This window comes from Mycobacterium sp. (assembly GCF_036273375.1).
In the GTDB taxonomy this organism is placed as follows: domain Bacteria; phylum Actinomycetota; class Actinomycetes; order Mycobacteriales; family Mycobacteriaceae; genus Mycobacterium.
The window spans coordinates 1-13,400 of record NZ_DASUHS010000117.1; the positions used below are offsets into that span (position 1 = coordinate 1).

Sequence of the window (13,400 nt, forward strand, 5' to 3'; positions counted from 1 at the left end):
GTCACTTCTCGCCGATGTCGCATCCCCAGGTGATGGCGGCAGCGGTGCGCGAGTTCGCCGACCAGGCCGAGGGCAGGCAACCCAGCCGCGCACTGCTGCGCGCGCAGGTGGGGCGTCCCCGCGGATCGTTCGGCGACACCCTGGTGTCGGTCACCGGAGCCGGCAGCGGAATCGGCCGCGAGACCGCGTTCGCCTTCGCCCGCGAAGGCGCCGAGCTGGTGATCAGCGACATCGACGAAGCCGCTGTCAAGGCCACCGCGGCCGAGATCGCCACCCGGGGCGGCGTCGCGCACGCCTATGTGCTCGACGTGTCCGATGCGCAGGCGGTGGAGTCGTTCGCCGAACGGGTCAGCACCGAACACGGCGTGCCGGACATCGTCGTCAACAACGCCGGCATCGGGCACGCGGGCGGATTCCTGGACACGCCGGCCGAGCAGTTCGACCGGGTGCTCGACATCAACCTGGGCGGTGTGGTCAACGGCTGCCGGTCGTTCGCCCGGCGAATGGTGGAACGCGGCACCGGCGGATACATCGTCAACGTGTCGTCGATGGCGGCCTACGCCCCGCTGCAGTCGCTGAACGCCTACTGCACGTCCAAGGCGGCGACCTACATGTTCTCCGACTGCCTGCGCGCCGAACTCGACGCCGCAGGCGTGGGCCTGACCACGATCTGCCCGGGCGTCATCGACACCAACATCATCAACTCCACCCGATTCGACGCGCCCGCGGGAAGGCAATCCGACGCCGTCGACGGTCGCCGCGGGCAGTTGGGCAAGATGTTCGCGCTGCGGCACTATGGCCCCGACAAGGTCGCCAACGCGATCTTGTCTTCAGTCAAAAAGAAGAAGCCGATTCGTCCTGTGGCGCCGGAAGCCTATGCGCTGTACGGCCTTTCGCGCCTGGCGCCGCAGGGGCTGCGCAACGCCGCGCGGATGCGGGTGATCTGAGGCGGGCTAAACGCCCGGTGCCGCTCCGCGACGTCCCGTCAGCAACGTCGCGCCGATCGCGATGACACCGAGCACGGCCAGCGGTATCGCCCACGCGCGCCGGCCGCCCACCGACGACTGGCACTGCGCGACGTAGTCGGTGTGCGGGATGATCTGATTCAGAATCGGGATGTTCGCCCCGCTGCTGTTGTTGGCGCTTCTGGCCGCGGAAAGGTCCGTCGCCACGGCGTTTCCGCATCCGACCGAATGGCCATTGCTGTCGGAAACCGACACCGGCGCGAGCAGTCCGATGATTCCGGCCAATAGCAGCACGGCGCCCACACCGAGGATCAACCGTCGCGTCGTCATGGCTTCGCCCTTTCCACGTCGGGGTTTTCGACCGCTAGGGAGATTAACCGCAGTCCACCGCCGGTAAACCCGTGGTTGAGGCCGAATAACCCCTCGATTGCCGGGTATCCGGCGAGGTAGCCGAGACATGGAGGGTTTTTAAGTGATCACTGCAACGCGCGAAGTGCCCGAATCGTGTGAGCGGGTGTGGGAGGTGCTTGCCCAGGGCTGGACCTACACCCAGTGGGTGGTGGGCAACAGCCGCACGCGGGCCGTCGATCCGAATTGGCCGGAGCCCGGCTCCTCGCTCAGGCACTCGATCGGGATTTGGCCGCTGGTCATCAACGACGCGACCATCGTCGAGGAATGCGAACCGCCGCACAAGCTGGTGCTGCTTGCCCGGCTGGGTCCGCTGGGCGCCGCGCGAATCACCATGTTGCTGCACGAGATTCCAGGGGGCTGCCGGATCGAGATGATCGAGGTGCCCGTTGAAGGTCCGATGGGAGCCGTTCCCGATTCGCTTGCGCTGGCGGCGGCCTATCCGCGTAACAAGGAGTGCCTGTGGCGGCTGGCGGCTTTGTCGGAACGCTTGGAGCCGAGCCAGGTGAAGTGACCGTGGGCGACACCGCCGATGCCGTCGTGATCGGGGCGGGACACAACGGACTGGTGGCGGCGTCGATGCTGGCCGACGCGGGCTGGGACGTGCTGGTGCTGGAAGCCCAGCCCGAACCCGGCGGCGCGGTGCGCAGCACCGAGCTGACACCGGGCTACATCACCGATTTGTTCAGCTCCTACTACCCGATGACGGTGGCCTCCCCGGCCATGACGGCCCTGCACTTGGAGGACCACGGGCTGCGATGGTCGCATGCGCCGACGGTGGTTGGTCACCCGCGCGATGCCGCCGACGACGACCCGCCCATCGTGTACCACGATCCCGCCCAGACGGCAGCGGAATTCGCGCGGCGAACGCCCGCCGACGGCGAGAACTGGTGGCGTCTGGTCGAGCTGTGGAACAAGATCAAGGCCCCACTGCTCGACGCCATGCTGGCGCCCTTCCCCCCGGTGCGCCCGCTGCTGGGGCTGCTGCGCAAACTCGGCACGCCGGAAGCGGTCCGGGTCGCGCGTCTGCTGGTGCAGCCGGCCAACGCCATGGCCAGTCAGCTGTTCGAGGGTGAGGCGCCGCGAGTGTTGCTGTTGGGCAATGCAATGCACGCCGACGTCCCCCCGGATGCACCCGTCAGCGGCGCCATGGGCTTCCTGATGACGATGCTGGCCCAGGATCACGGCTGGCCGGTGCCGGTCGGTGGATCGGGCCAACTCACCGCGGCTCTGGTGAAACGGGCCTGCTCGGCCGGAGCACGAATCGAATGTAATCAGAACGTTTCTCGCATCCAGGTACGGGGCGGCCGGGCAGTCGGCGTGACCACGGCACAGGGGCGATCGGTGACCGCCCGCCGTGCAGTGGTGGCCGACGTGACGGCGCCGCGATTGTTCTGCGACATGTTGCCGGCGGACGCAGTGCCGGCCGCACTGCGCCGCGATCTCGAACACTACGAGTGGGATCCGCCGGTGGTGAAAGTCAACTATGCGCTGGCAACACCGATTCCGTGGCGAGCCAAAAACCTGCGGTCGGTGGGCACCGTCCACTTGGGAGCCGACGGGGATGGGCTGATTCGCTGGATGGCCGACTTGAACACCCGCGTCATACCCGAGCATCCCTTCATGTTGTTGGGCCAGACCACCACTGCGGATCCCAGCAGATCGCCCGCTGGCACCGAAAGTGTCTGGGCCTACACGCATTTGCCGCGAAATGTGTCTGACGACGCTTCTGCGGACCGGCTGGCCACGGCGGTGGACCGGGTCATCGAAGAGCATGCGCCGGGCTTCGGTTCGGCGGTGATCGACCGGTTCGTGCAGCGGCCGTCGGATCTCGAGGCCAGCGACGCCAACCTGCATCTCGGGGCGCTCAACGGCGGAACCGCGCAGTTGCAGCAGATGTTGGTCTTCCGCCCCGCGCCCGGCATGGGTCGAGCCGAAACACCGGTCGAGCGCCTCTATTTGGGCAGCGCATCGGCGACGCCGGGTGGCTCGGTACACGGTGCCTGCGGGCGTAACGCGGCGAATGCCGCATTGGCCGCCGACGGCGCGACCGGCTGGCCACGCCGCAAATTGGGCCGAGCCGTGATCAAACGGCTGACTCGCTAGCCCTTTTCGCAGATGTCCTCGAGCACCGCGAACATGGTCCGCGTCGGCACGCCGGTGGAGCCCTTGGGCGAGTAGCCCCACGGACTGCCGGTGTTGTAAGCCGGTCCGGCCACGTCGATGTGCGCCCAGCTCACGCCGTCGGCGACGAATTCACCCAAAAACACCCCCGCCACCAGCATGCCGGCGAAGCGCTGCCCGCTGATGTTCGAAAGGTCGGCCACCGTGGACTTCAGGTCTTCGGTGAGTTCGTCGGGCAGCGGCATCGGCCAGCCGTTTTCACCGACCTGCTGCGAGATCGACGCGACGCGGTCGCGAAACTCGTCGCTGCCCATCACCCCGGGGATCCGGGCGCCGAGCGCCACCGTCTGCGCGCCGGTCAGCGTGGACGTCTCGATCAGGTAATCGGGGTTGTCCTCGCACGCCCGAACGATGGCGTCGGCCAGGATTAGCCGGCCCTCCGCGTCGGTGTTCTGCACCTCGACCGTGATTCCGCCGTACTGCGTCAGCACATCGCCCGGGCGCTGCGCCGTGCTCGACGGCATGTTCTCGGCCATCGGCACGGTGGCGATCACGTCGATCGGAAGTTTGCGCTGCGCGGCCAGTGCGACGGTCGCGATCACGGCGGCGGCACCGCCCATGTCCGAGGTCATGTGGTGCATCCCCGCCGCCGGCTTGATCGAGATGCCGCCGGTGTCGAACGTGACGCCCTTGCCGACCAGTGCGACTCGCTTTACCGCCTTGCCCTTCTTCGCTTTGGCCAGCTTCGAACCGCGGTGGGTCAGGCGCACCAGCCGTGGCGGACGCGACGAGCCCTGCCCGACGCCGATGATCCCCCCGTAACCGCCTTTCTGCAGCGCCTTGTCGTCCAGCACTTCCACCTCGAGGCCGACGGACTCACCCAAAGCTTTTGCACGCCTGGCGAATTCGGCGGGGAAGAGGTGGCTGGGCGGGGTGTTGACGAAGTCGCGCGCGGTGGCGACGGCGGTCGCCACGGCGGCGGCGTGCGCGGCGTCGTTCTTGGCGTCCTTCGCGGTGGCGAGCACCGTGATTTTGCGCAGCCCCTCGTCTTTGGGGGCTGTCTTGTCGCTGCGGAATTCGGTGAACCGGTAGCTGCCGAGGATCAGGCCCTCGACGGCGGCCGAGGCGACGCTCGCACCGGGCAATTCAGCCAGCGTGGTGATCACCGATTCGGTCTTGCCAAGCGACCGCGCGGCCACACCGGCGGCGCGACGGATGGTGTCGGCCGGCCACTCGGACCGCGGTTTGCCCAGGCCGATCGTCAGCACGCTGGACACCGGCAGCGACGGCACGACCAGCCGGTGCACCTGTTCGGCGCCCCCGGTGGCCTCCAGCGCCCGCAGGCCCGATTCGATCTCAGCGACCACCCCGGACGACAGGAACGGCTCGGCCGCCGCAACGGCCGCACCCGGCTTGTCGTCCTCGCCGGTCGAGACGACCGGCACGATCAGCACGGTGGACGCGGCGGCGCGCCGTGGCAGCGAGGAGGCGACAGTGACGGAAGGGGCCTGATACCCCGGTTCGGTACTCACGCATAATCACCCTAGTCAATCGCGGAAGGGCCTTAGCTCGGTGGCGTCCCCGCGCTCAGGTCGAAAGCCGGCATCGGGTCGTCAAATCCCTTGAGCATCAACGGGCCGTGGGCGACCGCGGGCCAGTCCGGCAGCTCGTCGTGCAGCGCTGCGTCGGCGAGGATCTGTCCCGGCGCCGCGGCGGCCACGAGTCGCGCCGCCAGGTTGACCGGGCCGCCGAAATAGTCGCCGCTGATCGCCAGGACGGTGCCGTAGGCAAGTCCGGCACGGACCTGCAGACCCTCCTCGCGCGCCCGCGGGTGGTGGACGAGATCGACCGCCACCCTGGCGAGTTGCCCGGGCGACGCGCTCACCCACATCACCTCGTCGCCGATGAACTTCACCACCCGGCCGCCATCGCGAAGGATCACGTCTGAGACGGTTCCGGCGAACTCGTTCAGCAGGTCCGACAATTGCGCGGGGGTAAGCGCGTTGGTGAGCACGGTGAAGCCGGACAGGTCGGCAAAACCGATCCCGCACACCACGCTTGCCGAGGTGTCGCGAAGGACGCCCTCGAAGTGGGTTCGGGCGCCGGTCAGGTGGTGGCGGTGCACGACGTCGATCAGTGGACCGAGCCGGGGGACGAACTCCGCGACCGCGCGGTACGCCTGCGCCGTGGCGAGCTCGTCGTGGGTGTGGGTCATCTGGATGTCCGGCGTCCCGGCGCGGATCGCCGTCGACTCGGCCTCTGCGAGCCTGGCCATCGCGGCGCCCAGGACCCTCAGCATGCCGTGCGCGCCGTCCTCACCCACCACCACCTTGAGCGCGACCCAGGTCGACAGGGCGTCGACGTCGGCCTGGCTCAGCACGGGAACTTCGGGCCCGGCGACGGTCAGGCCGAGCAAAGCCCACGCATTCGCTACCTCTTCGGCCGCTATGCCGAGTTCCTCGGCCGCGGCTTGCACGGTATAGATCGGGCGACCCGACCAGGCCAGGACATCACCGGCGAGCCCGAACAGCCGGCCGCGCCGTTCGGCTTCGACCATGTCGTCGACCGTGAAGCCAAGGTCGTCCAGGTACTTGATCAGGTCGGCCCGTTCACGCGGGTTGGCGATCCCGGCGGCCTCAAGCTCGTCGAAGTCATACGACTCGGACACCTGCCCAAGTGTGCCAGCATCGGAGCGGATTAGGGTGGGACGCCGTGAGCGAGCTGGAGCACGGACCGCTGGAAGACCGTCATCGCGAGATGGGTGCGAGCTTCGCCGAGTTCGGCGGCTGGCTGATGCCGGTGTCGTATGCCGGCACCGTCAGCGAGCACAATGCGACCCGCACCGCGGTCGGCCTTTTTGATGTCAGCCACCTGGGCAAAGCATTGGTCCGCGGCCCGGGGGCGGCGCGGTTCGTCAACTCCGCGCTCACCAACGACTTGAATCGCATCGGGCCGGGCGAGGCGCAATACACGTTGTGCTGCACCGAATCCGGCGGCGTCGTCGACGACCTGATCGCCTACTACGTCGACGACGACGAAATCTTCCTGGTGCCCAACGCCGCCAACACCGCCGCCGTGGTCGCCGCGCTGCAGGCCGCCGCCCCGAGCGGGCTGACCATCACCAACGAGCACCGCGCGTATGCGGTGCTGGCCGTGCAGGGACCGCGATCGGCCGACGTGCTCGGCGAGCTGGGCCTGCCCACCGACATGGATTACATGGCGTACGCGGACACGTCGTTCTCCGGCGTACCGGTGCGGGTCTGCCGCACCGGCTACACCGGCGAGCACGGCTACGAGCTGCTGCCGCCGTGGGACTCCGCCGGTGTGGTGTTCGACGCCCTGGCCGCGGCGGTCAGCGCGGCCGGCGGCGAGCCGGCCGGCCTGGGCGCTCGCGACACCCTGCGCACCGAGATGGGTTATCCGCTGCACGGCCACGAACTCGGACTCGACATTTCCCCGCTACAGGCCCGCTGCGGCTGGGCTATCGGCTGGAAGAAGGAAGCGTTCTTCGGCCGGGACGCCCTGCTGGCCGAGAAGGAGGCGGGCCCGGCGCGGCTGTTGCGCGGGCTGAAGATGGTGGGCCGGGGCGTGCTGCGCGCCGGGCTGACCGTGCTCGCCGGCGACACCCCGGTGGGAGTCACCACCTCGGGCACGTTCTCCCCGACGCTGCAGGCCGGGATCGCGCTGGCGCTCATCGACACCGGTGCCGGAGTCGAGGACGGTCAGGAGATCACCGTCGACGTCCGCGGCCGTCGCGCCGCATGTGGAGTCGTGCGCCCGCCCTTCGTCGCGGTGAAAACCCGCTAGCCGCGCCGCGTGCGCGGGCGAAATCCGATTCGGTAGGCGGATATACAATCAGCCAATGACCAGTGGCTCCCGTGAGTTCACGGTTTCGCGCTCGGCAAATCCGGCAACCGATGCTGAACGCGAAACCATCCTGGCCGAGCCCGGTTTCGGCAAATACTTCACCGATCACATGGTGTCGATCGACTACGACGAGACCGGCGAAGGTTGGCACGACGCGCGTGTCATCCCCTACGGCCCCATCGAGCTGGACCCGTCGGCGATCGTGCTGCACTACGCGCAGGAAATCTTCGAGGGACTCAAGGCGTACCGCTGGGCCGACGGCTCGATCGTGTCGTTTCGCGCCGAGGCCAACGCCGCCCGGCTACGGTCCTCGGCGCGCCGGCTCGCGATCCCGGAGCTGCCCGAAGAGCTGTTCATGGAATCGCTGCGACAACTCATCGCCGTCGACAACGCGTGGGTCCCGGCCGCCGGCGGCGAGGATGCGTTGTACCTGCGCCCGTTCGTCATCGCCACCGAGCCCGGATTGGGGGTGCGGCCGTCCAAGCGCTACCGCTACCTGCTGATCGCTTCGCCGGCCGGCGCCTATTTCAAGGGTGGTATCACCCCGGTCACCGTGTGGGTGTCGACGGAGTACGTGCGGGCCAGCCCCGGTGGGACCGGCGCAGCCAAGTTCGGGGGCAACTACGCGGCCTCCCTGTCGGCTCAGGCCGAAGCCGCGGCCAACGGCTGCGATCAAGTGGTGTGGCTGGACGCCGTCGAACGGCGCTTCGTCGAAGAGATGGGCGGGATGAACATCTTCTTCGTGTTCGGCAGCGGCGGCTCGGCGCGGCTGGTCACACCGGAGCTGTCCGGCTCGCTGCTGCCCGGCATCACCCGAAACTCTCTGCTGCAGCTGGCGATTGACGCCGGGTTCGCCATCGAGGAACGCAGGATCGATATCGACGAATGGCAGAAGAAGGCAGCGGCCGGGGAGATCACCGAGGTGTTCGCCTGCGGCACCGCCGCGGTCATCACCCCCGTCTCGCAGGTGAAGTACGGCGACGCCGAGTTCACCGTCGCCGACGGCCAACCCGGCGAGGTGACGATGGCGCTGCGCGACACCCTGACCGGGATTCAGCGCGGCACCTTCGCCGACACCCACGGCTGGATGGCAAAGCTGGGCTGAGCCTCTCGCCTGACCGCCTGGCGAGCCGGGCGGTCGCGCCCGAATGCCCGGCCTGCCGGGCGCTCGCAGCTAGAACCGCGCCAGACCCGCGAGCAGCACCGCGGCCACCGTCGCGGTCAGTTCGATCGCGGCGCCCAGCACGTCACCGGTGATGCCGCCGAATCGGTGAACGCAGTGCCGCACCAGGATCGCGCCGCAGCCCAGGCCCACCAGCACCACCACCGGTCCCTGCCACAGCCGCGGCCCGGCCACCAGCGAAACGGCCAGCAGCACCGCGACCCAGGCCGCCACCACCGGAGTCGGCTGGCTTCCGGCGACTCGGGCACCCAGGGCGCTGCCGTCGGCCGCCGGCACCGAGCGGTGGCCCGCGAGCACCGCGGTCACCCGGCCCGCGAAAACCGCCACGGCCACCGCGGCCGCCCCGGGGACCACCCGGCCAGTGGCCCCCAGCGCCGCAAACGCCAGCGCCTGCAACATGATCACCACCACCACGGCGGCGACGCCGAACGGCCCGGTCGATCCTTCGCGCATCACCGCCAGCGCGCGCTGCGGCGGCCCGTAGCAGCCCAGGCCGTCGGCGGTATCGGCGACACCGTCGAGATGCAGGCCGCGGGTCATCAGCAGCAGCACCGTGACCGCGAGCAGACCGGGCAGCGGGCTGGACATCGCGCCGGGCGGTCCGAACACGTGAGCCCCACCCCAGGTCACGGCCGCGGCCAACGCCCCCAGGGCGGCGCCCACCACCGGCAGCGCGGTCATGGCGCCGCGGCCCATCGGCGCGTTGCCGCCCCCCGGGACGGGCACCACCGTCCCGAACGCGAAAGCCGTTGCCAGAGAACGGATCACGATGGTGGGGCGGCCTGATCGGGACTGTCCGTGCGGTTGGACACACGGGCTTGGGTGAAGGTCGCCATCGACGCTAGGGCGGCCACCGCGGCGCGTAACACCGGCAGCGCGAGCGCAGCGCCGGTGCCCTCGCCCAACCGCATGCGGAGGTCGAGAATCGGCTCCAAATCCAGCGCCGTCAGCGCCAGCGTGTGAGCGGGCTCGGTGGACCGGTGACCAGCCTGCCACCACAACCGGGCGCCGGGTGCCAGGTGCTCGGCGACCAGCGCGGCCGCCGTCACCGCCATGCCGTCGAGCAGCAGCGGCGTGCGCCGGACCGCGGCCTGCGCGCAAAAGCCGGCCATCGCGGCCAGGTCGGCGCCGCCGGCGCGGCGCAGCAGTGCGACCGGATCCGGCAGCACCTGCCGCGCCCGAAACAGGGCATCGCGCACCGCGGCCGTCTTGCGGGCCCACCCGGCGTCATCGATCCCGGTGCCGAAGCCCACCACCACGACCGGCTCGGCGTTCGTCAGCGCGGCCACCAATACCGCTGCGGCTGTAGTGTTTCCGATCCCCATGTCGCCGGCGATCAGCAGGTCGGCTCCGGCATCGACCTCCTCGTCGGCGATGGCGGCGCCGGCTTCGAGCGCCCGCGCGGTCTCGTCGTCGCTCAACGCGTCCTCAACCCGGATGTCGCCGCTGGCGCGTCGCACCTTGTGGGCGCCGATCCGTTCGGTCAGCGGGTCCGCGTCGACCGCGAGGTCCGCGACCCGCACCGTCGCCCCGGCGATGTCGGCGAGCGCGTTGATCGCGGCTCCGGCGGCATCGAAGTTGGCGACCATCTGTGCGGTCACCTCCGGCGGGTAGGCCGACACCCCTGAGCGGGCGACGCCGTGGTCACCGGCGAACACCACCACCCGGGCGCGCTCGAATTGTTTTGGCGGGCACTGTCCTTGACACGACGCGACCCACACCGACAAATCCTCGAGGCGGCCCAGCGCGCCCTTGGGCTTGGTCAGGGTGTCCTGGCGGGCACGGGCGGCGGCGGCGGCCCCCGCGTCGGGCGGCGAGACGGCGGCGAATTCCATCAGGTCCCCGACGGTTTGATCGGTACCGGCTGCCCGGCCACCACCAGCACCACCCGGTCGCACAGCCGTGCGAGACGCTGGTTGAGGCTGCCCAGTTCGTCGGCGAACCGGCGTCCGGAGGCGGTTGCGGGTACTACCGTCAACCCGACCTCCGGGCTGACCAGCACCAGTGGGGAAGGGAAGTCGCCGACCGCGGCCAGCACGTCATCGACGGGGGCGGCCACCGAGCCGTCATCCCAGGCGTTGGTGCGGTCCAGCGCGCCGGTCAGCCAGGTGCCCAGATCGTCGACCAGCGTCGGGGTATCCGGCGATTGACGCAAGTGCGTTGCGATGTCGTCGGTTTCGATCGTCGACCAATGCGCGGGCCGGCGGCTGCGATGCTGGGCGATCCGTTGTGCCCAGGCCGCATCGTCGTGGCCGGCCGGCCCGGGCGCCAGGTAGTGAATCGCCTGTCCGGCCGGCAGCCCGTCGGCGATGGTTTCCTCCGCCCACTGCGATTTGCCTGACCTGATCCCGCCGAGCACCAGGGTGCGCACCGGTGTCAGCCCGCCTTCCGGTGAGCTTTAATCGACACTGCCGCCGTGCTTGACCTGGGGCCGCGGCGTCCGCATCCGGCGCATCTGAGACGCCCGGCTGGCGGCGTAAAGACCTAGCTTCCAACGGCTTTCGGTGTTGCTCGGGAATTTCGCGTCGACCAGCCTGCTGACCTTGCGGCCCAAAATCAGGCCGTCGACGCTCATCACGGCCATCAGCGCCAGCATGGCCGGCGACACCCACAGCTGCAGCTGCGGCACGCCGAACATGACGAACATCAAGAACAGGGTCGACGGCATGAACAGCCCCAGCAGGTTGCGCCGGGAGTCCACCACGTCGCGAACGTAGCGGCGGATGGGTCCCTGGTCGCGCGGCAACAGGTAGCCCTCTTCGCCGGCCATCATCCGCTCTCGGCGATCCGACATGCGGGCACGGCCGGCGACCTTATCCGCCCGGCGCTCCTCGCGGCTCAGCTTGGGACCGGCGAGCGTTTTGCGCCGGGCCCGAGCCTCGGAGGCCGTCATGGGCGCGGGCGCGATCGGTCCCTTCCTGGCGTTGCGGCGGGCCTCGTTGCGCTTGGGTGTGGGCCGTCCCTTGGGCCCCGTCCGCTGCGCCTCGCGGGTTGCGTCGCCCGAGGCGCCGGCAACGCCGGCGGCGGCCGGGGCGGCGGCGCTCTCGTCGAGGTCGGGGTCCTGGCCTTTCTTGCGGCCCAACAGCTTCACAGTGGCCAGGTTACTTCGCGGACGACTCGGGCCGGAATTCGCCTGGAATGCCTTTCTATTAGACCTGCTGAGCGCCTCACTTGGCCCTACTCTTACACGAGATGAACGGCTGCATTTGATGGGCAACGGGTCAATGGACTCTGATGATGGTCCCGGCCTGGCCCCCGGCCGTCTTCAATTGCCCGCCATGCAAGTTCTGGTGGCCCCGGACTGCTATGCCGACACGATGTCGGCCCTCGAAGCCTCCGCCGCCATCGCGACCGGCTGGACGCGGTCGCGTCCCGGCGACCGGTTCATCGTCGCCCCGCAATCCGACGGCGGCCCCGGCTTCGTCGAGGTGCTGGCCAGCCGGCTGGGGGAGACGCGGCGCCTGCGGGTGTCCGGACCGCTGAAAGCCATGGTCGATGCCGATTGGGTGTTCGATCGCGGCTCGGCCACCGCCTACCTGGAGTGCGCGCAAGCGTGCGGTTTGGCGCTGATCGGCGGAGCACCCACCCCGGAGACCGCGATGGCCGCGCACAGCAAAGGCGTCGGGCAGCTGATCGCCGAGGCGTTGCGGGTCGGGGCGACCCGTATCGTGGTCGGGCTGGGCGGCAGCGCCTGCACCGACGGCGGGCAGGGCATGATCGCCGAACTCGGCGGCCTGGACACCGCCCGCCGGAAATTGGGCGATGTGGAGCTGATCGCCGCCTCCGACACCGAATACCCGCTGCTGGGACCGTGGGGGGCGGCCCGGGTGTTCGGACCGCAGAAGGGCGCCGACACGGCCACCGTCGCGGCACTGGAAGTTCGCCTGCAGGCGTGGGCGCTAATCCTGGAGGCGGTGGCCGGGCGGGACGTGAGCGCCGAGCCGGGCGCCGCGGCCGCCGGCGGCATCGGCGCCGGGCTGCTGGCGCTCGGCGGACGCTGTGAGTCCGGGGCGGCCATCATCGCCGAGCACACCCGGTTGTCCGACGACCTGGACACCGCGGAGCTGATCGTCACCGGTGAGGGCCGGTTCGACGAGCAATCCCTGCACGGGAAGGTGGTGGGATTTCTCGCCGACGCGGCCCGGCCGCGGGGGATTCCGGTGGTCGTGCTGGCCGGCCAGGTCGATCTGGACAACGCGACGGTGCGCTCGGCGGGAATCATGGCCGCGCTATCCATCGCCGAGCACGCCGGATCGGTGCGCCTGGCGCAGGCCGACGCGGCCAACCAGCTCATGGGGCTGGCATCCGTAGTTGCGGCGCGACTCGGGAATAGCGGTCCTGCAAGGTACCGTTGATGGAGTGGACTTTCGGGCGGTCCGGATCGCCCGGCGCAAGCCGGCGATTTCGGGCTTGATCGACCCACCCAACGATGAGGCATGTAGGAGAAAGCAATGACGGTGCAAAACGAGTCGAACGCCACGACGACCCACGGCGTGATCCTGACCGAGGCCGCCGCCACCAAGGCAAAGTCCCTGCTGGACCAGGAGGGCCGCGATGACCTGGCGCTGCGCATCGCGGTGCAGCCGGGCGGGTGTGCCGGCCTGCGCTACAACCTCTTCTTCGACGACCGGGCGCTGGACGGCGACCTGAGCGCGGAGTTCGGCGGTGTGAAGCTGACGGTGGACCGGATGAGCGCGCCCTACGTCGAAGGCGCGTCCATCGATTTCGTGGACACCATCGAGAAGCAGGGTTTCACCATCGACAACCCCAACGCCGGCGGATCGTGCGCCTGCGGCGACTCGTTCAACTGATCGGTTAAATCCCGCAAATCCGTCAGCCGGACCGTGCAGTCC

At 69.5% G+C, this 13,400-nt stretch carries 14 protein-coding genes; 7 read left to right on the plus strand and 7 right to left on the minus strand.

The window, feature by feature from the left end; all coding sequences use genetic code 11:
• The coding region (locus VFW69_RS11555) for an SDR family oxidoreductase (RefSeq protein WP_526501290.1) at positions 1–947 on the plus strand (947 nt) is incomplete at its 5' end.
• 6 nt (positions 948–953) lie between these two features.
• Here the strand turns inward: VFW69_RS11555 and VFW69_RS11560 are convergent.
• Complete coding sequence (locus tag VFW69_RS11560; protein ID WP_526501292.1) at positions 954–1,295, minus strand: aminopeptidase; 342 nt, start codon at positions 1,293–1,295, stop codon at positions 954–956.
• 142 nt (positions 1,296–1,437) lie between these two features.
• Between VFW69_RS11560 and VFW69_RS11565 the strand changes: the two genes are divergently transcribed.
• Positions 1,438–1,887, plus strand: coding sequence for an SRPBCC family protein (locus VFW69_RS11565; protein ID WP_526501294.1), 450 nt, complete (start codon positions 1,438–1,440; stop codon positions 1,885–1,887).
• Positions 1,884–3,479 carry a phytoene desaturase family protein gene (locus VFW69_RS11570; protein WP_526501296.1) on the plus strand — a complete coding sequence of 532 codons (1,596 nt, stop codon included), beginning with the start codon at positions 1,884–1,886 and terminating at the stop codon, positions 3,477–3,479. The genes VFW69_RS11565 and VFW69_RS11570 overlap by 4 nt, the downstream gene beginning before the upstream one ends.
• Here VFW69_RS11570 and VFW69_RS11575 read toward each other — a convergent pair.
• Entirely contained in the window at positions 3,476–5,029 is a 1,554-nt protein-coding gene (locus VFW69_RS11575; RefSeq protein WP_526501298.1) for a leucyl aminopeptidase, read from the minus strand. The genes VFW69_RS11570 and VFW69_RS11575 overlap by 4 nt on opposite strands.
• 32 nt (positions 5,030–5,061) lie before the next feature.
• A complete protein-coding gene (locus VFW69_RS11580) occupies positions 5,062–6,165 on the minus strand; it encodes an adenylate/guanylate cyclase domain-containing protein (protein ID WP_526501300.1) in 1,104 nt (367 codons plus the stop codon).
• Between the two features lie 44 nt (positions 6,166–6,209).
• Here VFW69_RS11580 and gcvT point away from each other — a divergent pair, with 44 nt between their 5' ends.
• Both gcvT and VFW69_RS11590 read left to right on the plus strand, forming a co-directional pair.
• Entirely contained in the window at positions 6,210–7,304 is a 1,095-nt protein-coding gene (gcvT, locus tag VFW69_RS11585) for a glycine cleavage system aminomethyltransferase GcvT (protein ID WP_526501302.1), read from the plus strand.
• A gap of 55 nt (positions 7,305–7,359) precedes the next feature.
• Complete coding sequence (locus VFW69_RS11590) at positions 7,360–8,469, plus strand: branched-chain amino acid aminotransferase (RefSeq protein WP_526501304.1); 1,110 nt, start codon at positions 7,360–7,362, stop codon at positions 8,467–8,469.
• 69 nt (positions 8,470–8,538) lie between these two features.
• On the opposite strand, the gene VFW69_RS11595 is transcribed toward VFW69_RS11590, so the two are convergent.
• The 4 genes from VFW69_RS11595 to VFW69_RS11610 are packed head-to-tail and all read right to left on the minus strand — an operon-like array spanning position 8,539 to position 11,638.
• The gene (locus VFW69_RS11595) at positions 8,539–9,315 is read right to left on the minus strand and encodes an adenosylcobinamide-GDP ribazoletransferase (RefSeq protein WP_526501306.1); all 777 of its coding nucleotides are present in this window, start codon (positions 9,313–9,315) and stop codon (positions 8,539–8,541) included.
• Positions 9,312–10,385, minus strand: coding sequence for a nicotinate-nucleotide--dimethylbenzimidazole phosphoribosyltransferase (gene cobT, locus VFW69_RS11600; protein ID WP_526501383.1), 1,074 nt, complete (start codon positions 10,383–10,385; stop codon positions 9,312–9,314). The genes VFW69_RS11595 and cobT overlap by 4 nt, the downstream gene beginning before the upstream one ends.
• On the minus strand, positions 10,382–10,918 hold the full coding sequence (locus VFW69_RS11605; protein ID WP_526501308.1) for a bifunctional adenosylcobinamide kinase/adenosylcobinamide-phosphate guanylyltransferase: 537 nt from the start codon (positions 10,916–10,918) through the stop codon (positions 10,382–10,384). The genes cobT and VFW69_RS11605 overlap by 4 nt, the downstream gene beginning before the upstream one ends.
• A 27-nt stretch (positions 10,919–10,945) precedes the next feature.
• Entirely contained in the window at positions 10,946–11,638 is a 693-nt protein-coding gene (locus VFW69_RS11610; RefSeq protein ID WP_526501310.1) for a DUF3043 domain-containing protein, read from the minus strand.
• 187 nt (positions 11,639–11,825) lie between these two features.
• Here VFW69_RS11610 and VFW69_RS11615 point away from each other — a divergent pair, with 187 nt between their 5' ends.
• Entirely contained in the window at positions 11,826–12,902 is a 1,077-nt protein-coding gene (locus tag VFW69_RS11615) for a glycerate kinase (RefSeq protein ID WP_526501312.1), read from the plus strand.
• Between the two features lie 96 nt (positions 12,903–12,998).
• Positions 12,999–13,358 (plus strand): HesB/IscA family protein, encoded by a 360-nt coding sequence (locus tag VFW69_RS11620; RefSeq protein WP_526501314.1) that lies wholly within the window; start codon positions 12,999–13,001, stop codon positions 13,356–13,358.
• Positions 13,359–13,400: the final 42 nt, after the last annotated feature.